Origin of the sequence: Mucilaginibacter angelicae, from assembly GCF_042434235.1 — a bacterium.
GTDB lineage: Bacteria > Bacteroidota > Bacteroidia > Sphingobacteriales > Sphingobacteriaceae > Mucilaginibacter > Mucilaginibacter angelicae.
Map to the genome: position 1 here is coordinate 379,128 of NZ_JBHLTS010000004.1, position 24,521 is coordinate 403,648.

Annotated in this window: 14 protein-coding genes; 1 reads left to right on the forward strand and 13 read right to left on the reverse strand. The window is 44.8% G+C overall.

The features are described from left to right. The 9 genes from ACFFGT_RS01775 to ACFFGT_RS01815 form a co-directional block, all read right to left on the reverse strand. Nucleotides 1-1,428, reverse strand: coding sequence for a sialate O-acetylesterase (locus tag ACFFGT_RS01775; protein WP_377020776.1), 1,428 nt, complete (start codon nucleotides 1,426-1,428; stop codon nucleotides 1-3). 29 nt (nucleotides 1,429-1,457) lie between these two features. Further along, a complete protein-coding gene (locus tag ACFFGT_RS01780; protein WP_377020777.1) occupies nucleotides 1,458-3,293 on the reverse strand; it encodes a six-hairpin glycosidase in 1,836 nt (611 codons plus the stop codon). Then, entirely contained in the window at nucleotides 3,286-4,236 is a 951-nt protein-coding gene (locus ACFFGT_RS01785) for a glycoside hydrolase family 43 protein (RefSeq protein WP_377020778.1), read from the reverse strand. Before ACFFGT_RS01785 ends, ACFFGT_RS01780 begins: the two co-directional genes overlap by 8 nt. A gap of 12 nt (nucleotides 4,237-4,248) precedes the next feature. Continuing rightward, entirely contained in the window at nucleotides 4,249-5,637 is a 1,389-nt protein-coding gene (locus tag ACFFGT_RS01790; protein WP_377020779.1) for a glycoside hydrolase family 140 protein, read from the reverse strand. A gap of 289 nt (nucleotides 5,638-5,926) precedes the next feature. Beyond that, nucleotides 5,927-9,025 (reverse strand): DUF6298 domain-containing protein, encoded by a 3,099-nt coding sequence (locus ACFFGT_RS01795; protein ID WP_377020780.1) that lies wholly within the window; start codon nucleotides 9,023-9,025, stop codon nucleotides 5,927-5,929. A gap of 69 nt (nucleotides 9,026-9,094) precedes the next feature. Continuing rightward, entirely contained in the window at nucleotides 9,095-10,756 is a 1,662-nt protein-coding gene (locus tag ACFFGT_RS01800; RefSeq protein ID WP_377020781.1) for a polysaccharide lyase, read from the reverse strand. 64 nt (nucleotides 10,757-10,820) lie between these two features. Next, nucleotides 10,821-12,629, reverse strand: a complete 1,809-nt coding sequence (locus ACFFGT_RS01805; protein ID WP_377020782.1) for a RagB/SusD family nutrient uptake outer membrane protein — start codon at nucleotides 12,627-12,629, stop codon at nucleotides 10,821-10,823. Between the two features lie 12 nt (nucleotides 12,630-12,641). After that, nucleotides 12,642-15,827: a SusC/RagA family TonB-linked outer membrane protein gene (locus ACFFGT_RS01810; protein ID WP_377020783.1), complete on the reverse strand. Its 3,186-nt coding sequence runs from the start codon at nucleotides 15,825-15,827 to the stop codon at nucleotides 12,642-12,644. Between the two features lie 106 nt (nucleotides 15,828-15,933). Then, nucleotides 15,934-16,599, reverse strand: a complete 666-nt coding sequence (locus ACFFGT_RS01815) for a DUF3826 domain-containing protein (protein ID WP_377020784.1) — start codon at nucleotides 16,597-16,599, stop codon at nucleotides 15,934-15,936. Nucleotides 16,600-17,040: 441 nt separating this feature from the next. Here ACFFGT_RS01815 and ACFFGT_RS01820 point away from each other — a divergent pair, with 441 nt between their 5' ends. After that, a complete protein-coding gene (locus ACFFGT_RS01820; RefSeq protein ID WP_377020785.1) occupies nucleotides 17,041-17,934 on the forward strand; it encodes an AraC family transcriptional regulator in 894 nt (297 codons plus the stop codon). Between the two features lie 199 nt (nucleotides 17,935-18,133). Here ACFFGT_RS01820 and ACFFGT_RS01825 read toward each other — a convergent pair whose 3' ends face one another. From ACFFGT_RS01825 to ACFFGT_RS01840, 4 genes are all read right to left on the reverse strand, one after another. Further along, complete coding sequence (locus ACFFGT_RS01825; RefSeq protein WP_377020786.1) at nucleotides 18,134-19,057, reverse strand: dihydrodipicolinate synthase family protein; 924 nt, start codon at nucleotides 19,055-19,057, stop codon at nucleotides 18,134-18,136. Between the two features lie 12 nt (nucleotides 19,058-19,069). Then, on the reverse strand, nucleotides 19,070-20,626 hold the full coding sequence (locus ACFFGT_RS01830; RefSeq protein WP_377020787.1) for a sodium:solute symporter family protein: 1,557 nt from the start codon (nucleotides 20,624-20,626) through the stop codon (nucleotides 19,070-19,072). Nucleotides 20,627-20,984: 358 nt separating this feature from the next. Beyond that, on the reverse strand, nucleotides 20,985-23,384 hold the full coding sequence (locus ACFFGT_RS01835; RefSeq protein WP_377020788.1) for a glycoside hydrolase family 2 TIM barrel-domain containing protein: 2,400 nt from the start codon (nucleotides 23,382-23,384) through the stop codon (nucleotides 20,985-20,987). Beyond that, a complete protein-coding gene (locus ACFFGT_RS01840; protein ID WP_377020789.1) occupies nucleotides 23,385-24,506 on the reverse strand; it encodes a glycoside hydrolase family protein in 1,122 nt (373 codons plus the stop codon). Nucleotides 24,507-24,521: the final 15 nt, after the last annotated feature.

Genomic DNA, 24,521 nt, shown 5'->3' on the forward strand with positions numbered 1-24,521 from the left:
TCAGTTAGCAGTTAAGGTAAATTTCAAAGGGTTATCCGTACGGAAGGGCGCGGCAGGTAAGCCATCCTTATTATAAAAATTAGGCTGCGCCGACTCCAGCCAGGCAAAACGCGTGGCTACAGGCTTAGTCACCACTCCGGCCGATACTTCAACCGTATTGCCTTTGATGGTGGCATCGGCATCAACAAAATTCCCGTCCGCACCGGCAATGGTGAAATCAGTAAGCGGTTTACCGTCATGGCTTATTAGTCCGGCCCCCACGTGATCAAACTCAAGGATGATCTTGTCACCGCTTATCTTCATACTTTTATACACCGGCCCCGAAAAAACCACAGGCTGTTTGTAAGTATTGGCCAGCGCCAGTAATTCCAGCCTCCGGCCTATCTCCCATTTAAAAGGCGGGTGGATATTTTTAAGATCATCGTTCAAATCGGTAGTGATAATCATACCAGTGTGCGGGATCTGCAAGGCGGCAGTCTGCGCTTCGCGCAATTCCGGCTCTGTGAAAGGAGTATAAGTTACCGGGCCTTTGCCTTGCGAATAGTAGTATGGCGCTATCTGCACATAATAAAATGGCAGCGTTTTATCACCCCAGAGCTTACGCCAGTTGTTGATCAACGCCTCCATTTTGTAGGTGTAGCTGATGGTTTCGCCCAAAAAGCAGGCGCTTTCGCCCTGGTACCATAAAAAACCTTTAAGTGCAAACGGGGCAACCGGCTCAATCATTTTGGCATAAAATTTACCCGGATCGCCGTCGATTTTAATATTGTTTGCTTTGAAATATGGGATAGCATCAAAGCCTTCCTGCGATACCCATGGCTCAATACGACTGCCGCTTACAGCCGATGAAATAATGCCTACAGGCACTTTCAGATCGTGCTGCAGGTTTTTAGCGAAGAAATACCCTGCGGCCGAAAACGCCCTCAACGCCGAATCCTCAGCAACGCTCCAACCGGAATGGGTAGAATCAGGTTTAAGCAGATTTTTTTGCGTAACCAAAAAAATCCTGATCTGTGGGTTGTGCGCCCGTTCCAGTTCATCAACCGGTGAGTATGCAGTACTGGTATCCGGCTTTTTCACTTTACTGTTCTTGCGCATTTCATACTGCATGTTAGATTGGCCGGAGCAGAGCCATACCTCGCCTACCAATATATTTTCGAGCTTAATCGTGTTTGTACCTGATATCGTCAGTATTGCAGATTTAGCAGATGCAGGCATTGGATCGAGTTTTACCATCCACTTGCCAGATGCATCGGCAGTAGTTGTTTTTGTTTGTTTACTAAACTTTACAGTCACCCTTTCGCCGGGGGATGCGGTGCCCCAAACGGGTACGGGAGCATTGCGCTGCAATACCATATTGTTGCCCAATATTTTAGGCAAAGCCACCTGCGCTCCGGCAATTCCGGAGCTCAACAGGCAGATCGTCAACCAACAATATTTTATAAGGCGCAGCATTATTAGTAATTACTTGTTTTAAATGATTTGATATAAAAAACGGCTTGCTTTGCGGCTTCCCCGGCGTTTGGCCGGTCGAAATCCTGATCCGTAGGTGTATCGGCATCCGGGAACCTCCTGATATCGCCTGTACGGAATACTACCCGGTTTACGCTCAGCACAGGTGCAAAAAAGAGCCCGGTAAGCACGTCCTTGCCGTTCACATTCACGGTGTAAAAGCGGGTATCGGTATTCAGTTTGATCACTATATGATATTGGGTACCGGCCTCATACTTCATGAAATTTTTGTTGCGATACCCGGCTTTGGTCCTGAATTGCCCGGCCGAATCAAGCGTAAGCCTGATAGCTGCCATGCCTTTTTCATTCTGAAATTCAATATCCAGCATGCCGGTATTGTTTTGTGCCGGGATGATGGTGAAATCGGTCATCAGTTTTTTTGAAGATGGCACCACCCGTTCGGCTTTGGCAAAATCAAAAGGATCGCTGTCTTTCAAGGTAAGGGCGCGTCCGCCATCGGGAGTTTTATCGATACTTACCGGTGCCCACTGCGGGCTGTAGGTGTTCCATTTCTCCAGTTCTTTGCCGGCGGGCAGTTCATTAAAAACCTCGTTAGCATGTGAATCGGCAATTTCAGTGATTGGCACCGGGATGGATGACACCCAGATATCCTCCTTGTTCATGCTATAGGTTACCCAAAGCTTGCCATCGGGCGGGGTTCCGTTTCCTTCTTCAATACCACGAACGTATTGCGGGCCGTATGATTTATAAGCCCCGCCATAGCGCATGGTCGAAATCTCTCCGTTTACCAACAGTAGGTTAGTATAATCCAGGCCGTCCTTACTTACTGATAATGCCAGCGGCCACCTGAACTCCGAAGGATTATAAACCGTTACATATTTACCGTCGGATGTGCGCTGCCCCCATATCTTGGCATTGGCGTTTACAAAACGCGGTGCGCGGGCAGCATTCGCCGGCCAGGTTTTGCCATTATCCGTACTGATAGCGGTAAGGGCATATTTCCATAATCCAACTACCCGGCCATCGGGCAGGTGATAAAAGTTAAATGCTTTATAATCCTTATGCAGCGGGATCAGCGGGTCTTTCTTATCCGTTTCTTCTACCCACTGCATCATCATCAGCGGATTGGCCATCAACTCATCGCAAGCCTGTACAAAGCCTTTGTCCTTACTGGTTTTATAAAAAGGGAATGAGGTATTTTGCTCGTTCCATTTTGGGTTATAATGGATAAAATATACCGGCCCGAATTTGCCGTTTGGTAAAACTTCGCGCACTACACGGCCTATGCCCAGTCCGTCATTTGGGTCATCATGCCCATCTAAACAAATACCATAAAAACCCAGTACCAACAGGCGTTTTGATTGGGCGGTATAAAAGCCCATACGCTGGTGCATCACCGAATACAGGTCTTTAGCCACTCCGGGATGCCCCTCTTTAGTGGTGCCATCAGGGATTTTATACTGAGGAAAAACCACCGTGGGTTTCGACCATGTTTCGCCGTCTTTTGAGGTCATGAGCAGGGTTTGGCCGGGCGGCACGCTCTCGCCTACCTTATCGCTCAGGTATTCAACATAAAAAGTATTGTTCCAGTAGGCCAGCATGGGGGCATGGTTGTAGGTAAAACCAAAGCCATCAGCCAGTTCCGGGTGCTCACGGTTGGCTCTGAAGATCTGCTTGCTGTGCACACCCATAACCAGGCTAAGCTGCCCGTGATGATAATCGACATTGACAACTGTATTACCGCTGTAATGCACGGTATCCTGTGCACTGGCTATCCGGGCCATCGATGTAAAAAACAATATAATGATGAACTTATTCATGTTTAGCTCCTTCGGTTTGCCCGGCTGCCTTTAAAAGCTGCCCAAGCTGTTTTTTGGTGACTTTAAATATGGTACCGTGCTTGTGCCCTACCGGTACGCTCACGCTATCAGTCAGATCTGTAAAAGTTTTAAAGTCGGTTGTGCGCATAGCGCCATATCTTTTTAAGCGGTACGAATCATAATAAATGAGCCAGTTATCACCTGTTTTGATCATGCTCGGGCCCTCGCTATAGGCTTCGGTAAATCTTGGGGTATAGTTATTGTAAGGCCCTAAAGGATTGTTGCTGAATGCTACCAGGATATTACGGTTTGGCCTGGTGTTATCCTTCATTACCAGCACATAATCATTTTTAGCCCGCTTTACGATCTCGGCATCAATCACGCTGAACCCCGGATCAAGGAAAAGCTTTGAGGGACTGAATGATTTAAAATCCTTTGTTCTGGTATAGTAAAGACGGTGGTTATTGTTTTCATCTTCCTGTCCTTTCGGAAAACGGAAAGGTACCGTCGAAGCCCATACTATAATAAAATCACCTGCTTCGTCGTCATAAAACAGTTCCGGCGCCCAGGCATTCACGGCGGTGGGTTCTGAACCCATTACCTCAATATGTTGCTGGGCCGACCAATGGATCAAATCCTTTGAACTGGCATAGCCGATACCTTTATCGTTTTTCCAGCCGGTTGTCCACACCAAATGATAAACGCCATCCGGCCCCTGGGCTATGGATGGGTCGCGCATGATCTTTGCATCACCTGTTTCCGGTTTGATGAAGATGTGGTCTATAGCATTCCAGTGATAAGCATCATAGCTGTACAAAAAACGCAAGCCTTCTTTGGCAGGCTCATGAAAGGAGGTAAACAGGTACACGCTTTTACCTGCCCTGCATGATAACATCAGCGCGATGGCCAGCAATAAGGTGATATATTTAACAATCCGGTTCATTTATATATTGGTTTATATGGCGTCGATCATGAGCACCCAGTCGTTCCCGTTGGATACCTTGCCGGGTGGATTAAATTTAATTGTTTTGGCTTTTACGAATGTGCCGATAGCTGTAATTTGTCCGTTACGGGGATTAAACCAGGATGCTTTGAGTTTTGTACCTTCCAGTTTGTCCGCGTTAATATTAATTGGCCCGCCGGTATAGGTGTATACAAAGGCGAAATTTTTGCCCCGGGTAGCGATGAGCCTGTTATACTTTTCACCATTGTTGCCTGCAATCAACGACTGATCCGGTACACGATCAATATATGGGCGCGACAGCATTAGCTTCTTTAAATAAACCATCTGTTTTGCACCCGGATCATTAACCGAATTGTACCAATACCCCTTTGAGCCATAGGCACTGCCTTTATCGGTTGGCTTATGCATTTGCATTACGTCATTATCGCCATAAGTATAACCACATGCCCCTGCAAAAACCGACCAATAGCCGTAGCGCCTTACATCAGCAGCCGTCCAGCGGGGCAGTTTAATATCATGCAGCCCGTAGGGGATTTTTTCGTACGATGGCTCGGCATCAAGCGTAGGTTTTGCGGGTGATTTGACATAATCCGTTTCCACATAACGCCAGTTGTCTTCACCGTACTTTAGGTCTTTTTTTGAGGTATCCTGCGCATAATTGCGGTGGCCCGACTGAAAACAGTTAAAGCTTAACCAATTTTCGTTATGAAACCATTTTGATGATTGTGTGCGCCCACGGGGATGATAGGTAATGAGATGTGTGCCATCTACATCATGCAAAGTATTACCGATAGCATTCCAGGTATTCAATGAATCGGAACCGGCTATGTCGCCGCCATTCATCCAGATCACATTTGGCCGGTCGCGGTACCTTTTGGCTAAAAATTCGGCGTATGCTTTCGCCTTTTCGGCACCGATGTGGTTTTCTTTTACCACCGATCCCCAAACAGGCACCAGCGCTACGTACAAACCTTTTTCCGCAGCTTTTGTAATGATCCAGTCGATATGGTCCCAATAATCATACTCATTCCCTTTACCGAAAGTGCTGCCGGGTGTTGTTTTAGGTTGAGCGATATTCTTATTGCTCAGGGCCGAATCGCCATAAGCATTAGTTTCTTTAATGCTATGCACCACCATCACCTGGATCACGTTAAAACCCTGTTTACTGCGGACATCAAGGTATTGTTCTGCCTCTTCCCTTTTCAGTTTGGAGAATAGCAGCCAGCCGGTATCGCCAAGCCAGAAAAATGGCTTATCGCCGGCCATGAAATAGCGGTGGTTGGTGGATATGCTTAAATGGGGCATGGTTGTTTCATTGCTTTTAAATGCAAAAAACAAACAGGCGATGGCAATTAGTATGGTAGATTTTTTAAGCATCATATAGTAAAAATCAAAAACCGGTTGTCATTTCGACGAACAATTGGGAATGTGCGGCTGCGTGAGGAGAAATCTTATACGCCCTACTTTACACCATCCATTACAAATTTGCGTGGCGTATAAGATTTCTCTTTCGCCCCTGCGCTCTGCCCCCTCTGCTCTATCGAAATGACATTTTCTTATATATATCGCAAGTTCAAGCGTCCTTCGCTTGAATTATAACCAAGGTAAGTGTCCACGCTTACTTAATTAGTCCTGTTACGGGAGCGTGGACGCTTGACCGTGCGTAGCATCAATTACGGCTCAACCACAAAATAGCAGCCCCATTCCCCTGTCCTTTAATTTCTGTATTAACAGCGCCCTTTATCGTTTCGTCACCGGGTAAAAGTTCACCGGTTTTAGGATCGATCCATTGTGCTTTGTAGCTGATACCGGCCGATAAATCAAGGTGAATTCCCCCGCTATTACTATAAACAATATACCCTTTTGACGAAGCCAATCCCCATTGATCTTTGGGCGAACCGGGCAGATCGATCGGCTTCATACTGCTTGCATCAGTTAGAAAAGCTTTATTGGTTGTAGCAGGCAGCACGGGTAATGATCCCCCGGCTATAAATACTGCCCAGCCAAAATGGTCATAATCATCGGCAGAAAACAGTACCGCCTTATCAGGATATTTGGTGCGATACTCATGTACCGCGCGGTAAACCTGTTCAAATGATGCGGCTTTTGGTTTAAAGATGCGGGCTTGCTGGCGTGGAGCAAGACTTTGGCCGCCGATAGGTTCATAAGCTGTTCCATTGGCCTGGTAGTACCAGTAACGGATATCGATGACGTTAATCACCGAAGCCGTTGCAGGATCAGCAAGGATGGCATCCTGCACATCTTTAGTAGCGCTCAGGGCTATAATTTGTTTCTTTTTGTGAGTGGTTTCCCATTGTTTAATGGTTTCTACCCAAAACTTCATAAAATGCAGCGGACCGGTAAATTCCGCCCCAATCTGCTGGATCACCCCGGTATTACCGGCGAAGTTGTCCATACATTTATTGATATAGGCTATATGCAGTTTACGCCTTTCCGGGTTAGTTTCGTCATAAAACTGCTCAGCCATAAACTGGCGTTTATCTCCTGCATAAGGTACGGGTTCAGGGAAACCGCTGCCGTTAATGTTGTTTGCCGTGCGCCACGGAAAATCAGTATAATGCGCACCGGCTTCAATAATGTTATGCTGAAAATAGTTTTGGTGAACCAGCACCAGGCCTTTCTGGTCGGCCAGATCGGCAAACTGTTTCAGGCGGTTCCAGTACCAGGTGTTGTATTTGGTCAGATCGTATTTGCTCAGTCCATCGTAAGCCAGTTCCTTACCGCTGCGGGCAAAAGGCAACTCATAAAATGGTGCCCAAACATCGCCATCCATCCTGCGGATACGCTCGTGATCATCACGGCGGCGATCATACCATAAACCGTAATTATGCTCAAATACCACGATATTATCTTTTCGCATCCAATCGGTAACTGAATTTAAATCGTCAGTTAAACCGGTACCTGTTTGACCGGGTACCCAGCGGGAGATGGCCGGTTTGGCTTCCTTTTCGGTATAATCGGGATGTACAGTGCCGCTCCACCACGGGGTTTCAAAATGCCTGCCTGTTAATACCACATTGCCACGGGTTAACCAGCCGTTAGTAACGGCCATCTTTGGAGCTAACGCAGCAGTTACAGCATTTTTATATCCAATCTCATCAATAGTTTTAGCATTTGCAGATGAAGTATTAATCGAATTTCTTTTAGGCGATTGATCTATCCAGTTGCTGATAGTTACTGCCGGTTTGCGTGCAGCGGCCATCAGTTCGGCTGCCTGTTCAACAGTCGGGCTGCTCGATGGCTCGGTAGCCGGGTAAAGGATATCGGCCTGTTTAGTTACATCTTTATTTAAACGGTTAGCCAGCTGCGCATAATAAAAACTTCTTGGGCTTATGGTGCTGTTTGGTGTGCTCCAGTAACCATCGCCGGCAAACTGAGCCCATGTGCCAAAGGCCCAGTTTTGAGCGGTTGGCGGTTGGTAATTATCAACCCGTGCGGCAGTGCAATTCCAAAACAAACTATTGGCGGCACTCCATCCGGCACCTTGCCCGTCCTGTCCGCGGTTCATATAACTTAATGGTTGGCCGTCGATGTTAGCAATATCGAACAAAACGCCCGATGCCCAGCTGTCGATCCCTCCGCTAAAGCTCAGCGAACCGACCGACATACACTGAACAAAAGCATTCGGCCCCGGGGCGCAATACCCGGTAGCAAAATCATGAAAGCCCTGTTCGGAATATAAACGCTGAAAAAGGTTTTGCCCGCCCATAGTTAAGAACGTGTTACGGCGCTGCCCTCCTATTTCAGAAATGGGCGCAAGCGATTTACAATCCTCAACAGTAACGCGGTTACCTGTAGTACCAACAAATACCGCCGAGCCTGCAAAATGCTCAAAGGTTACCTGGCGTACCCAGGCGTCACTCACATTTTCCATGGTGATAGCCATCCAGCGGTGGGCTTCGTCTTTAGCATTAGCGGCATTGTATGCCGATTGTAGTTTTAAGTTTTCGATACCTACTTGCGCAATCCTGCCGGGCCATTGGTAGGTTGCTATTAAACCACTGCCATAAGTTGTATCCAAAGCTGTTGTTAGCGGTGCATCGAGGGTTAACGAGTTGCCATCAACAGCAGTCACTTTTCTATCCCAGTAAATATCACGTTCGCCGGGTTTCCAGGCTAAAGCGGTTAAATCTCCGCCAAAATGATCGGTTTTAATGGTATTGATCCATGCCTGTGTACTTGGGCGGTGAATTAAAACCAGATCGCCGGTTTTAATATTTGCGCCGTCTGCAATATGCAGCGTATTGGCATTTACCGGTACATAAGCATCGGTAATTTTAATTCCTTTGGATGTTTGCCGGTCGTTTTTACCTGTAACATGAATAAAAGTTTCCCTGTCGGTTCCGGCGGCAAACAATATGGTTCCATCGGCAGCCATCCCGCTTCCTCGTAAAACCACGCCGGATGCATTTATTTTGAGGCTGCCGTTAACCTGGTACACGCCCTTATTGAGCAATACCGCTCCGCGGAAACCATCTTTATCGGCGGGTAAGCCTGCTACATAATCTAAAGCAGCCTGGATCCTCAAGGTAGCATCACCGGCTTTTACAGGCACCACAACTTTTACGGGCACAAAAGGGATCGGCTTTTCAGAAGCCATATACCCGCAGTACGAATAATCAGGAATACGGTCGCCATTTGGGGCCGCCGCATAAGTCAGTTTGCCGTTTTTATCGGCAGTTACAGGCGGTTGCGGTTTAAAAGCCTTCTTTTTATCCTGCGCAAATAAGGGGGTATGCAAAAGCATCCCCCCAGTCATTAAACCAACCAAAAAATAAATCCTGTTAAACCTCAATCCCCGCATTATAATATGTTATTATTTTAAAGAAGCCAGTTTCTTTTCGCCTTTAGCAGCTACTGTATTTAAATATACTTCGATATTGGTATAACCGCCGCCATTTTTTGCAGGCAGGGCCGAGTCTTTGCCATCTTTAGGGTTCAGGCCATGTGCAAGTTCCCAATCGTCAGGCAAACCATCATTGTCCGAATCTTTGTAAGGGGTACCTTTATATTCGGGATAGCCACCAACCTGCCATGGGGCCGTGATGATACCCAGTTTGTATGAGTCTTTAGGTAATTTACGCACTTTAAACTGGTAAGCGGTATCGGTTTCCATTTCCTTGTAAGTGATCTTACCGGTACGAACCTGCTCGGTAATGCGTACATCAACCGGGTCACGTTTTGGCAGGGTTGCACCTGCGTTTGCTATAACAAACTTAAAAGCATCAGTTGCCGATAGGATAGTAAGCGATGGCATGGGGAAGGGTTCGTCAGCTTTCATGTAATCCTTGTACTGGCCTGCGTCAGGTAATTCCTTACCACCCGGACCTTCAACCTGGATCCCGCCTTTCCATGGATCTTTGGTAACCTCCGGATAACCTTCCATGATGTTGCCTGATGCATACACACGACCAAAGAATTTCTCTTTCAACTTGCTCCTGCCCGATTCCGGCTTCAGGATGCGGTGACCAACGGGTTCGTCTTTAGGTGTAACCGGGCCCGGTTTAAAATAGTTATTGATCACGTTATAATTGGTAGTATAATCGCCGCCATCCATTGAGCGGTGGTGCCAGTTAAATACCACGTTGTTTACAAAGTTGTATACACCATTCCAGCCAACCGATGGGTTACGGCCGGTATTATCGGCCCAAAGATTACGCATCAATGAGCTGTTTTCGCCGCCTGTAGTTGAACCGAAAGCATGGTTCCAGTAATCCAATGATTCGGAGTAGATACAGTTTTGGATAGTGATATTCACCGTGCCCAGTTTCTCTTCTTTCGATCCATCGCCCGGATCAAACATGTGGCGATACATCGAAAAGTTTTCGTCCAGTCCCCAGCTTGCTGATACGTGATCGGCAATGATGTTACCAACCGGGTTGCCACCCAAAGCATCATCACGGCGGCCAACATTGGTTTCGCCACGGCGGAAACGCATATAGCGGATCACAACGTCATGCGTGTTTACCCAAAATGATTCGCCGGCAATACAAACACCATCACCCGGAGCAGTTTGCCCTTCAATGGTAATGTATGGCGCCCTCACAATAATCGGTGTTTTTATGCGGATGATACCCGCAACGTTAAATACCACGATACGGGCACCGCCTTTTTCACAGGCTTCGCGCAAGGTGCCGGGGCCATAATCGGCTAAACTGGTTACTACATATACCTTACCGCCACGACCGCCAAAGGTGAATTTACCACCGCCTTCTGCACCCGGGAAAGCCGGGATCTTAGCCTGCGGCAAATCGGTTGGCCTGGCAGCCCACGGTACGAATACTTTGCCGCGCCTTTGATCGGCCTGGATAATGGGCAGGGCAACCGCCCATGCTGAATCTGAACGACGGGTAGCCTCTTTCATCAAAGCTTCACTCTCTGCTTTAACCTTCTCCGGCACTTCCGGGTATTGGGCAAAAGCCGGTTTAGCTAAACCCAATGCCGCTGCTACTAAAAATAAAGCTGTGTGTTTTTTCATATTTCTATTGGTAATCTTTTTTCTGTTGAGTGGTTAGCAGGCCCCCCATCGTTCAATTAATTTATTACTGAAGCGGATCAAACGGCCCACCCCAGGTATTGTTTTGCTGTAAATTGGCATTATTTAACAATGCAGCCACAGGGATCCCGAAAAAGTAATCACCTGCCTGAATTGCGATGGTATATGAATCTAATGTTTTGGTTTTAACAGTAAACAATGTGCTGTACATATCATCTAAAGATGCCGCTGCCGAAGCATCGCGCGTGCCGGTGATATAGTCTTTAGCACTTGCATTGTTATTAAGCGTAACCGTAAGGCCCGTTCTCTTTGTGCCGTTCAGCGTGCTTTCAAGCAGCTTACGGCGGCGAAGGTCCCAATAGCGTTTACCTTCAAAAGCAAACTCAATTTTACGCTCATTCATAATGGCATCTATCATTTGTGCAGGGCTCATACCTAATTGTAAACCATACTGATTGTCGCTGCCTGCTTCAATCCCGGCACGTTTCCTGATTGCTGCAATATTGGTATAGCCGGTTGTTACATTACCCAATGCAGCCGCGCATTCGGCCTGGTTCAATAAAACTTCGGCATAACGGATCTCCATCCAATCGGTGCCTACGTACGGTGCATTTGCTACGCTAACATTTGGGTCGATGGCTTTACGCAGATAAAAGCCTGAACCTGTTGCCGATGCTGGTTCGGTAGTTTTAACACCCGAACCATCTGCCTTGTTATAATAAAAGTAAGTCCACAGGCGGTATGAGGTATTGCCGTTTATAGGCCAGTTACAACCATTATAGGCAATGGTTTTGTTAAACCTCGGGTCGCGGTTATCAAAAAATTTCGAATCGTCATAAGCATATTTTAATGACGTGCCCGGCGCTTTACCGTCAAGCATCGGGTATGATTTTACAATATCCCAGGTAGGCTGGTTTGAACCTCCTTTAGTACCCAAATACGCCGGACGGGTTGCATTATCATAAGTATTGTTATTTTGGTTTTGATCGGTTGTTGATGTGTTATAACCTGTTACCAAAATAGCCTCCGGGTTACTGCTGCTTTCGGTAAACCACATGTTATCATATGATGGGTTTAAGCCGTAGTTATTGGCAGTCAGGATCTGGATAGCCTTGTCATTGGCATCGGCAGCTGTTTGCCAGCGGGCAGCATCGCCATTGGCGTTAAATTGCGGACTTGCATAGGTTAATAGTACCCTGCCTTTAAAAGCAGCTGCAGCAGCCGATGAAATACGACCGTAATCACTTCCGCTCCATTTTGCAGGCAGATATTTGATACAGCTATCCAAATCGCTCACAATTTGTTTAAAGCACTCGGAGGTTTTGTTACGGGGCAGCAAAGCCGCGTTTTTTGAATCCGTACCAATAGCATCCAATGGTTTTAATACAAGCGGCACACCACCATATAACCGCACAAGATCGAAATATCTGAAAGCCCTCCAAAAATAAGCCTGTGCTTTATACCTGTTTTTTGTAGAGGCAGGCAAGGTGCTGGCATCAAGGTCCTGCAGGGTTTGATTGATATTGCGGATGCGGCCGTAGTTATTGCTGATGTTTACCGAAGTGCCGATATCACCAACAGTTTCGGTAGTAACAGTTCCTTTTACATAAGCGTTATCGCTGTAAAATTCGTCGCACTTATCTCCCCCGCCGCCAATGGCACCGCCGGTATCGCCAAACCAGCCGGGCTGATTAGCCGTGTACAGGTAATTGATGTTTAAGATAGCTACCGTTGAGTCATTAAATATCTGACCTGGGGTGCTATGAGTAAGATCCTCTTTATCAAGCACCTTTTTACAGTTTGTAAACAGGGCTGATAAGATCAAAGCTGCAAATATGGTTTTAAATAATTTCATGTCTTTCAAAGTTTAGAAGCCTAAGTTTAAACCAAAAGATACTGTACGTAAGTTGGGATATACCCCAAATGGTGATGAAATATCACGATAATGATCGGGGAACGGGTTTACAAAATTGATTGGATTTGTAGCCACCACGTATGCCCTGATGCTTGACATACCGAGCCTTTTAGTAATACTGGCAGGCAGGGTATAGCTTAAATTAGCACTGGAGATATTCCAGGTAAAGGGACTAACAAACCAAAAATTACTTGTAGCACTCACATCATCCGAGTAGTAAGGATCGGGATATTTAGCATTTGGGTTTGATGGTGTCCAGTGATCAGCCCAAAATACAGGCCTGTTCTGGTTAGCAGTACCTTGTTTAATGGCCGCACTTTCTATTGACTGGGTGCCACCCCAGCTCATTCCCATTACCACATTTAAACTTAAGGTTTTATATGCACCGCCAAAGTTTAGACCAAGATTATAGTGGTTTGATGCTTTATTACCTAAATAAAACTGATCGTTTACATCATTTTGTTTGATGATACCATCCCCGTTTTTGTCCACATAATTGATCATCCCCGGCGCCGGAGTATAACCCAGAATTTTAACATTTTGAGCACCGCCGGCTGCAGCAGCCCTTTCGGCAATGATGGCATCGGCATCGGCCTGTGTACGGATTATACCAAGCGATTTGTAACCAAGGATACCAGGATCGCCCGATTTACCCGTCAAATCCTGAATGGTGCCTACCTGGGCTGCAGAGATATCATATTTGATATATTTATTATCGCTCCAGGCAAAGAAAGGACTGAAACTATAACTGAAATTCGATCCTATTTTGTCTTTCCAGCTTGCCGAGATCTCGTAACCGAAGGTATTGATGATACCATAGTTTTCGGCAGATGGTGCTGCACCAATAGTTACAGGCACCGATGTATTAAGTGAAGCCAGCAGATCATAGTGATGCTCCCAGAAATAATCGGCCGAAACTGATAAGCGGTTATTCAGGAAAGCAGCATCTAAACCATAATTTGTTTTCAGGTCATGGTCCCAGGTTAGGTTAGCATTTGGGATTGCTATGTTTAACAGCGCACCCAATCCCCTATCGCCATTGCCGCCGAAAACCGCGCCACCTTTATTGCCGGTACCAAACTGGTAGTTAACAGCGTATAAGTACGATGGTGTATTATCAGAACCCAGCAAACCAACTGATCCCCTTAATTTCAAAAGATCAACGAAGCTTACCGACTTAAAGAAATTTTCCTTTGAAACTACCCAACCGGCCGAAGCAGATGGAAAATATCCCCATTGGTGGCCCGGTGCAAAGTTGGTATTAGCATCTGCCCTCATGGCAAGCTCAACCAGGTATTTATCAGCATAAGCGTAATTTACCCTGCCTGCAACCGCTTTACGGCCATATTCTTTTACCAGCGTAGCCTGGTTTGACGATTGATCGCCGGTGGTAAATGTCTGGTTATCTTTTCCGCCTACAATAACACCGTCGGCTTCAGCAGCTACGCCTTCGCTGTATGATTCATATTGCTCATACAATGCCAGGGCAGTAATTTCATGTGAGCCAAAACGTTTGTGGTAGGTTAGGTTTGCGTTAAACTGGTAATTATCGGCCAGTGATGGGGTAAGGCGTACTTTATCACCATTTTTTATAGCCTTTACACTTACAATTGTTCCACCGGGAATGTGGTTGTTATCCCCCTCGCCCGAATATTGATTGTAGTAGAATGTTGAGCCATATTGCTTATTAAAAGCGTTGTTGATATTACGGTTGTAACTAACATTGGCAGTTAAGCCACTGATGCCCGGAATTTCGTAGCTCAAATTGGCTAAACCATTAAATACAGTGTTATTGTTGCCTGTATAGTTATTGGAATTTTGAACAGCAAAAAAGTTAAGGTTATCGTTATTGCTGGTACCTAAGTATACAGGGTGCCCATCAATAAAATATTTTTGCCATGGCGGTGCCTGGTTAAGCGACAGAAAGTCGTTATCAGGGCTTTCTGTAGTGCTTGAAAGCTTGTACCAGTAAATTTTGCTTTTGGCAAGGTCTTCACTCAATGAAAGGGACAGTTTTAAACCTTTTGCCACTTTTGCATCAACACTGGCCCTAAACCCGAAACGGTTGGTGTTTACACCTTTAAAGTTGGAGTTTTGGTTTACGTAGTTGGCGCCGGCAAAATAGGTAACTTTATCATTACCACCGGTTATGCTAAGCGCGTTACGGGTTGTTACAGCAGGCTTAAAGGCCTGATCAAGGAAGTTTTGGTTGTTATTCTTGAAGTAGTCAAGCTCATCGGGCGTATAATATTTTAAGTCCTTATTACTTAAATCGCCATTGATATATCCTTCGGGCGTAATAGTATGATTATACCGTGTTTGCTCAATATCATTCAAATAAGTAGCCATTTGAAAGCCCGACATCATTTTAGGTAATTGAATAGCATCGGCAACACCAACCGATGAGCTGAAGCTTACCTTGGGTGCACCCGCCTGACCGCGTTTGGTTGTTACCACGATAACGCCGTTTGCACCTAAAATACCGTAAATGGCCGCAGAGGCATCTTTCAGTATCGAAATATTATCAACCTCGCTTTGATCGAGCAGGTTAAAGTCACTTTCGGTACGCTGCACCCCATCAATGATATATAAAGGCGTAGTACTGCCGCCATTTTTTGCCAGGAAAACAGGGTTACGGATAGTGATTGTTCCGCTTTGGCCCGGTCTGGCTATACCTCCGTTAACGCTAACAGCAGCATTGGTTCCGCGCAGTGCGGCCGCAAGGTTGGTGGTAGGGATATCCTGGATAGCTTTCATATCAACCGGGGCAACCGCACCTGTTAAGTGGATCTTCTTTTGGGTACCGTAACCTACTACTACAACTTCGTCGAGGTTGTTTTGTGAGGGTACCATTTTAAAATCGGCGTTCATTTCGCCAATCTTCAGTGATTTTTCCTGGTAATTGTATCCCAGAAATTTAGCGCCAACCACAACAGTTTGCAGGTTGGTAGCTTTGATTGAATATTTACCATCAGCATTGGTGAGCGTGCCCGTGGTACTGCCCTTTACCTGGATGGCAACCCCTGGCAGGGGAAGGCCTTTTTCGTCCGTAACGGAACCCGTTATGTTACGATCCTGGGCTTTTAGCGCACTGCCCATGCACAGCAACACCGAAAGTAAGAGGAAAAGTTTTCTCATAAACTTGATAATTTAATTTTCATGATCAGGTTAATTAATTGGTATAATTGGTTTGCCCGGCTAAAGCTTATATCATGATTACCGGGGATATTTAGGTTAGTTCAAATTATTGTTTAGCGGCCTGCCGCTCCTTGATGCGTTTTTGCCATTCTTCCCCCTCCTTTTTCATATCGTAGCCCTGTGCTGATAAATAATTGTTAATGCGCCCTTTAAACTTGCCAAACCAGGCATGTTTTTTCTCGGCCGATTCGGCATCAATAGCATTCTCCCGTGCCTCCAGCAGCCATCCTTTTATCTTACCTTTTTGCTCATCGGTAAGGTTAGGGATTTCATCCTGGTAAGCGGTGTAGGTAATGGGATAGATGCGGTAGGTCATACCATCTTTTATCTTGTCCACCTCATCCGCGCTTAATTGCTTATTCAGCTTGTTGATATATGATGTATGTAAAACTTTAACTTGTTTCACCACATCGCTATCTATAAGGGCGATTTTAGCATTGGCCCCCGCCTTGTCATCGGGCATTTGTGTTTTAATATCGTTTACCTTGTTTTTACGTGCATCATATATAGTATTAAGATCACTATACTGGGCAGCCACAATATCACGCACTTTCTTAAATTTCACCGAATCGGTAATACCTGCTGCTGTAACAATTTTGTTTGATCGTTCGGTAATAACTTTTATATAGTTGTTATCAGCTGCTGTTTGTGCAAACACTTTACTGCCTGTTATTGCTAATAACACCATCGCTATATACTTAAATTGCTTCATGACTTATTTAATTGGTTATCCTTTTTACAGCTTTTAATTCATCAAAATAAAAGCCCCTAAGGGTGTAGTATGCTATCATTTTTCAAGCAATTAATTGTTTTTATCACAATTAATTAAATGTTAAAATCTTGTCAGTACTAAAAGCCTGGTAAAAAGTATATTAATTTTATTGGTTTATATTTCCTGGTATCCTACAGCCTGATTTACAAGTTGCTTAAACAAATATCAATGCTTAGGCTTTGCGTTTCCTGTTTGTATTTATCTATTTATTATACAATCTTATCATAACCTATTTTTCCTGTTAGCTTAAGTTTCTGTCAAAAGAAAATTACATTCCTGCAAATTGGGTTTGATTAAAAATTGCTACTTTTAAAAATATAAACCGGCGCGACGCATACTTAATTGTCCGCTCACCTGCTAACCTTTATTGATTTTTGTAAAATGAAGCCCCATTTTCTTAAGGTTGCGGTAAAACCGCAAAATTCATTCAGTATCAGGCATGATATTTTGCCCACCTTCAGGGGGATATGGCATTACCATCCCGAGCTTGAGTTACACTACGTAATAAAGGGTGAAGGGGTTAGGTTTATTGGTGATAATATCAGCAATTTTTCGCCAGGCGAAATTACGCTGCTTGGTGAAGCGCTTCCGCACTGCTGGCGATGCAAGGACGAATACTTTTTGCCCGATTCGGGGTTAAATGTTGAGGTGATCGTGATCCATTTTTTGCCCGACTGCCTTGGCCGTTACCTGTTAAATTTACCCGAAGCCTTTATGCTGCCCAAGCTTTTTGAAAAAGCAAAAAGTGGTATGGTAATTAAGGGCGAAGCAAAAATCGAACTGGCAAAACTGATGCGCCAGGCAGTTGAGGCTACCAACCTCGACAGGATCATTATCCTGCTTTCGATATTGAAAGTGCTGGCCGAAAATGAAGAATTTGAACCAATCACTTTATCGCACAGTGATTTCCATCAATCAAACGAATCGGATACCATCCGCTTAAATAAAGTATGTTCATATACACTGGCCAATTATAAACAGGAGATCAGCCTGGAAAAAATAGCGGCTATCGGCAACCTGAGTGTTACCTCCTTTTGCCGGTATTTTAAGCTAATGACCAAGAAAACTTATTTTGATTTTTTAACCGAGATCAGGATCAGTCATGCCTGCAGGTTTTTGATAGAAGATAAATTGCCTACCGAAGTTTTATGCTTTGAATGCGGTTATAATAATATTTCAAACTTTTACCGTCACTTTAAAAGGGTTACCGGTATGACCCCGCTTGAGTATAAGCGCCGGTATATTAAAGGGCAAAAGCAGGCAATTTCTGCTTAATGTAAAGTTTTAAGTCGTTAGTATGGAGTCTTAAGTAAAATTAAAAGCCGTCTAAAAACGATTCAATAAAACTACTGATATATCCCCCAAGCGTCATTGCGAGGCACGACGCAATCCCCTATTTTACAGGGCGGATTTGCATAGCCCCTCTGAATGTTGGGGATTGCGTTGTGCCTCGCAATGACGATTTTTTTTATTTTTAAATACCTATCTCGCTTTGTAGTGTAGTATAGCTGCTATGCAGATCTTCAATTTTATTACGGATGGCCGGCGAAAAATAACCAACATCGCGGCGGGTAGTGGTAGTTATTTTCAAACCACGTTTGGTAAGATAATATTTAGCAATAACCGGGTAAACATTGTGCATCACATCCATGTTTTCGGTTAAAAATTCCTGTACCATTGTAACCTCATGTTGGCGCGATGCATCGGCATAATGATCACATAACCAAACAATAAGTTCCGGAAAAAAATTCCCCTGGATACAAGACAAGCCTGCCGAACCCGCTTTCAGCGATTCAACCGCATGAACCATGTAAGCATCATATAAGCCAAACGAAGGATTGATTTTGCTTAACTCCAGTTTTTGCTTTACCACATTTAGGTTAAGGCAGGTATCTTTATGATATATTATCCTGCCGGTTGCTGCAAAATGATGAAGCTGCTGTGGCGACAATAACCTTTTATACGGCACCGGGCATTCGTAAAAACCTAATGGGATATTTTCAGTTTGATCAAACAGCTCAAATACGCGGTCGTTAAGCGCAGTGTCCGGTTCATCGGCATCGGCCAGTAAACTTGTTATGGCTATTACCGCCGAAGTGCCTGTATCATATACCCTTTTTATAAAATCGGCTTGTTTTTCAATTGGCCCACCGAAGGTACCGGTGGCCACAACCGGAACAGCGCCGTCAACAGTTTCAACCACATGTTTAATTATTGCCAACCGTTCTTCGCCGCTCAGTTCAAACATTTCGCTCGACAGGCAATTGGCGAACACACCGGCAGCGCCTGCATGCAGGTACATTTCGGTTAAACGGGTTAGTGCCACATAATCAACAGCACCGTTATCTTTAAAAGGCGTTAACATTACCGGGATAAAACCCTTTTTTGATTGCTCCATTTGATGATTAAATTAAACTGTTAACTGCCTTGTTTTGGTTAAAAAAATCCCGGTTAAAAAAATGGCTAACGTACCTGCAACAATGATCATATTGGTATTCAGCGTACTGCGAAGTGCCGCATATTGTTCGGGAATGAGGGCCGGAAAAGTAAGCCACAGAATTACCAAAACGCCTATGATACTGGCAATGATAGCCTCGTGGTTACGGGTTTGCCTGCTGATGATACCCAATAAAAACAAGCCGAGCATGCCGGCAGCAAAAATCCCCGAAAGCTGCCACCACAAATCGAGGATGCTTTTTACCCCTATCATGGCTATGCCGGCCGCCATGCCTGTAAACCCGAAAAGTACCGTACCTATGTGCAAGGCGTTCATGGTATTTTTTTCGTTGAGTTGTGGTTTAAAGTACCGTTTGTAAATATCGATGGTGAAAACAGTAGCAGATGAATTCATGCCCGAACTAATGGTGCTCATAGCTGCCGATAAAATGGCCGCAACGATAATACCAACCAAACCAGCGGGGATTTTAGTGACCATAAAATGCGGCATGATTTTGTCGCCATAATCTGCCGGAGTAAGTTTGCTCATAAACGCTACAACCTCATTTGCCGAAGCTGTTGCAGGCAGGCGCTCAATAGCTACCTGGTGTTTAAGGCTTAAAATTAAATCGGGGTGCTGGCTGTAGTAAGCATATAAGCATGAACCTATTACAAAAAACAGGAATGATGCAGGCACATAAATGCCAACACAAAGCCATACCGATTTGGCTGCCTGTTTGGTAGATGTAGCTGCATGATAACGCTGGATATAATTTTGATCCATCCCGAAGTTATTGAGATTGATAAAGAAGCCGTAGAACAGGATCACCCAAAATGTTGGCTCAGTTAAATTAAGTGAGAAACTGCCCAGGCTGAATTTATGATCGGCTTTACCAATTTCTACGATCTTATCAAAGCCGCCGGGGATGTTGCTCACTACCAGGTAAATGATCAGAATGGCTCCCAAAGTTTTGATGATGGCTTGTACCACTTCTGTCCAGATCACGGCTTTGATTCCGCCTGATACGGTGTAAAGAATAATGGAGATGCCCATTACGATCATGATGGTCTTCATGGAGAGCCCGGTAAGCGCCTGCAAACTCAGCGCAATGCCGAAAAACACAGAGCCCATGCGGGCTATCTGCGTAAGCAAAAAACAAATAACCGCGTAAACCCTTGCCCAGGGGCCAAAGCGTTTTTCAAAGTGTGTATAAGCCGAAATGTTACCGGTATTACGGTAAAATGGTATAAAATATTTAACCGCTATCCAGGCTGCAAAAGGCATGGATAAGCTAAAAACAAAAGCATTCCAGTTGCCGCCGTAGGCTTTGCCGGGTACTCCTAAAAAGGTGTTACTGCTTAAAAAAGTGGCATAAATGGATAAACCGATAGCCCAGCCCGGTATTAAACCAGATGCAACTGTGAACTGTTCGGCATTTTTATTTTTACGCGAAAAATAAAAACCAACCAGCACCATGGCTATAAGGTAAATACCTATAATGGTAAAATCTAACACGGGCAACACTTTCATGCGTTAATCGGGTAGTACGGTAAAAATTAGTATTGTGGTTTAAAATTGCATAACAAATGTAACTCCTCACAGTTATGCTTTACTGTAATATTTTCTCCTGCTATTGTAGGATATTATCACTAACTGAATGAATATACAAACAGGAGAGGTGCTTGTCTTCTAACCGTGATATTATTAAAAGATATATCATTGCGAGGAGGAACGACGAAGCAATCTCGTAGCTATGCAAGTCAAATATGCATTGGCTACGAGATTGCCATGCTGCGCTCGCAACGACATATTTTGTTATTTACCAGCGCCTTTCGTCTTTGCAACACATTTGCCGCCTGGCGGGTGATCGCTGGAAATTGATTAATTGTTAGCGCAAACTTTCAATCGTAACACTACCCGCCTGTAACCCATCGGCAGCAGCGTTAATGGTAATTTTCCCCACAACAGATTTAGATTGAATAATAGCCAGCCCCAAGCCATTAAACAAATGATGCTGATCGGATACAAACGGACCCAGATCTGTTTGCGAACCATTATCCACAGCTTTCAATATTCCTTGTCCGGTTACCTTAAACTTCACCAGTTGATTAGCATCAGGTACAGAAACGTTATTTTTATCCAAAACAGATACGGTGATATACGACAGGTCTTTACCATCTGCTTTAATTTTATTCCTATCGGCCTTAAGCTCTATTTTGTAAGGTTCGCCGGCTGTAACTACCTGCGTGGTCATAACCACTTTGCCATTACGGCGGGATACCGCTTTTAACACTCCGGGCTCATATTTAACACGCCACATTACGTGCAGATCATCGCCGTTCTTTTTCTTAACTCCGATCGATTTACCGTTTAAAAAAGCCTCCACTTCATCGGCATTATTGTAATAAGCCCATACGTCAATCAGCTGACCAGGTTTCCAGTTCCAATGTGGTAACAGGTGTAAAACAGGTTTGCTTGTCCATTCGCTTTGGTACATGTAATACACATCCTTTGGGAAACCAGCCAAATCAACAATACCAAAATACGAACTGCGGGCCGGCCACAGGTATGGGGTTGGCTCGCCAATGTAATCGAAGCCGGTCCACACAAAAAGCCCTGAAAGGAAATCATATTTTTTGATGATCTTCCATGTTTCCTCGTGAGTTGAGCCCCAGTAAGCAGATACATTATCGTAGGCTGATACGGTAAAATCGGCATTACCATCCTTCAGTGATGTTTTACCGTCCTTTGGCCAGCGTCTGATACTATCCGACGGCATATCATAATGGCCGCGCGTTGCCAGTGCCGATATGTTTTCGGTACCTATAAACTTTTGACCGGGATAGTTTTTCTGAAAACCGGCATATACTTCCTGGTGATAATTTAAGCCAACCAAATCAAGTGCGCCCGACTGGTAAATGAAATTCTTTTTAGGATCGGCGTCGCTTAGGGCCGATGTAACTGGTCTTGTGTTATCCAGCTGCTTAACAATTTTCACCAATTCTCTACCGATGCTCACACCTGTACTATCAAACTGCTCCCTGATCTCGTTGCCAATACTCCATGCAAAAATGGAAGGATGATTACGGTCGCGCAAAACCTGGTCTTGCAGGTCTTTTACATGCCATTCGTCCCAGTCCTCATGGTAATCGTGTTTGCTTTTTTTCTTCTTCCACATATCAAAGGCTTCATCCATCACCAGGAAACCCATTTTATCGCATAAATCGAGCAGTTCAGGTGCCGGTGGATTGTGCGATGTGCGGATGGCATTGCAGCCCATATCTTTTAATATCTGCAATTGACGCTCGATAGCACGGGTATTAACAGCCGTACCCAAAGCACCCTGATCATGGTGCAGGCAAACGCCAAGAATTTTCATCGGCACGCCGTTCAGGCTGAAGCCTTTATCTGCGTCGAAGTTGAAATAACGAATACCAGTAGTGGTGGTATAATCATCAATAACCTGATCCGCAGCTATCAATTGCAGTTTCACTTTGTATAGATACGGATGGTTTATCGACCATAAATTAGGGTTCATAACCCTAAGGTTCTGCAGAATTACAGTATCAGTTACGGTAGTTGTCACAACTCCGACAACTTTACCCTGGCTATCCAAAACTGAAGCTTTGAGTTTAAATTTGCGATGAGCAGAACCCGGTAAAACCGTACGGATACTTATCGTCGCTTTTTGCTGATCAGCCTGCGGCGTAGTTATAAATGACGACCATTGCGGCAGATAGGTTTTATTGGTAGTAGTTAACCACACATTGCGATAAATGCCAGAACCGGTATACCAGCGTGAATTAGGCTGGTCGCTGTTATCAACCCTAACCTCAATCACGTTCTTTTGATTGCCGAAGATAAGGTAAGATGTGAGATCATATCTGAAAGAGATATAGCCGTTAGGGCGTTTACCTAAATAATGCCCATTGATCCAAACTTCGCTGTTATGATAAACACCGTCAAAATCAATAAAAACGTTTTTGTTTTTTGACGATGCCGGGATCACGAAGCTTTTGCGGTACCAGCCTGTACCGGCAGGCAAACCGCCTTCGGCCTGAGTTGTTGGGTTTTTACTGTCGAATTTTCCTTCAATGCTCCAATCATGCGGAAGGTCAAGTTTTCGCCAATGGCTATCATCATATTTTGTTTGCTTAGCATCCGCATCATCGCCTAAAAAAAACTTCCAGCCGGTGTTAAAGCTTTCTGTTTTACGCACGTTTTGCGCAGATGCAAAACCCGCTATAAAAAGCGTAAAACACAGCGCATATAAATAACGGAACTTCATTTATTTTGATTTGCTTTTCTTAACAGGCGGGGCAACAAAATTCAACTCGCTTTTACCCAGATCTTTTGAAGTAGCCACAGCTATTCCACGCTGATCGGCTTTGTTTACGGCGCAATAAAAATGATAAACTACCCCCTTATACTTCACCACGCATGATTTGTGGGCAAACATATTGTCATAAGGCTCGGATGACTGGATGAGCTTCTCCCCTGTCCAATCCGTCCAGTGTACCAGATCATACGAGCAGGCAAAGCGGTTAAATACACCAGATGTGCCGGTTTTCCAAAAGGCACCGAAATAGAACATGACATACACGTTTCCTATCTGTTGGATGTACGGATCGCCTGTAATGCCATCGCCGTGATTAAGCACCGGGTCTTTACCAAAACGCTGCCAATGCAGCATATCGTCAGATACAGCCATACCTATCCGCTCGGCGCCGCGTTTTTTGTTTACGCTATCACCATTGGCATTGTAATACATGATGAACGGGTGACCGGTCAGCTTCTTTTTATCCCAGATTACAGTTTGCTTATACTGCGTATGGTTATCCCACCAGCTTACATCTTTATCTATGCTTGACAGCACAGGATGATCCAATCCCTGCCATTCATGTGCAGTACCCGGATCTTTATTGGTGGAAGCTACGCTTATCGACAGCAAACCTTTCTCATACCCCTTGCTTTGTCCACCAAAATATGACAACCAATACTTGCCATTGTATTGCTGTAATTTGTATGAGCCGCCCCATTTAAAATCCTGCAAGCCTACATAGCCTGCTTTTTGGTTATTATCCCAGCGTGTGGTATCCTCAGAGAATGAAAGGATCCGGCCGCGTGTTTTCCAGTGCAGCAGGTCCTTACTATCGGCCAGGCAGGTTTCATAACCGCGACCGTTAAAAATAATATAGCTCATATACCAGCTATCCCCCTGGCGAAAAACCGTGGGGCAGTCGGCTTTTTGAGCATTATCATTCGGCGATATCACCATGCCGTATTTATAAGGTGTTTTTACCTGCTCGTAAATGTCTTTCATCACCTTTTCGGGCACCTCCTGGGCGTGTGCCTTCGGCACTAAAAAAAGACAAACAAGAAATGTAAATGATCTAAAAATGTGTTTCATACGATGTTCAATATT

Excerpts from the sequence above, each read along its gene's own strand:
- ACFFGT_RS01810 (WP_377020783.1), bottom strand. The coding sequence starts at position 15,827 with ATGAGAAAACTTTTCCTCTTACTTTCGGTGTTGCTGTGCATGGGCAGT.
- ACFFGT_RS01790 (WP_377020779.1), bottom strand. The coding sequence starts at position 5,637 with ATGATGCTTAAAAAATCTACCATACTAATTGCCATCGCCTGTTTGTTT.
- ACFFGT_RS01785 (WP_377020778.1), bottom strand. The coding sequence starts at position 4,236 with ATGAACCGGATTGTTAAATATATCACCTTATTGCTGGCCATCGCGCTG.
- ACFFGT_RS01815 (WP_377020784.1), bottom strand. The coding sequence starts at position 16,599 with ATGAAGCAATTTAAGTATATAGCGATGGTGTTATTAGCAATAACAGGC.
- ACFFGT_RS01805 (WP_377020782.1), bottom strand. The coding sequence starts at position 12,629 with ATGAAATTATTTAAAACCATATTTGCAGCTTTGATCTTATCAGCCCTG.
- ACFFGT_RS01780 (WP_377020777.1), bottom strand. The coding sequence starts at position 3,293 with ATGAATAAGTTCATCATTATATTGTTTTTTACATCGATGGCCCGGATA.
- ACFFGT_RS01795 (WP_377020780.1), bottom strand. The coding sequence starts at position 9,025 with ATGCTTTTGCATACCCCCTTATTTGCGCAGGATAAAAAGAAGGCTTTT.
- ACFFGT_RS01835 (WP_377020788.1), bottom strand. The coding sequence starts at position 23,384 with ATGAAGTTCCGTTATTTATATGCGCTGTGTTTTACGCTTTTTATAGCG.
- ACFFGT_RS01800 (WP_377020781.1), bottom strand. The coding sequence starts at position 10,756 with ATGAAAAAACACACAGCTTTATTTTTAGTAGCAGCGGCATTGGGTTTA.
- ACFFGT_RS01840 (WP_377020789.1), bottom strand. The coding sequence starts at position 24,506 with ATGAAACACATTTTTAGATCATTTACATTTCTTGTTTGTCTTTTTTTA.
- ACFFGT_RS01825 (WP_377020786.1), bottom strand. The coding sequence starts at position 19,057 with ATGGAGCAATCAAAAAAGGGTTTTATCCCGGTAATGTTAACGCCTTTT.
- ACFFGT_RS01820 (WP_377020785.1), top strand. The coding sequence starts at position 17,041 with ATGAAGCCCCATTTTCTTAAGGTTGCGGTAAAACCGCAAAATTCATTC.
- ACFFGT_RS01830 (WP_377020787.1), bottom strand. The coding sequence starts at position 20,626 with ATGAAAGTGTTGCCCGTGTTAGATTTTACCATTATAGGTATTTACCTT.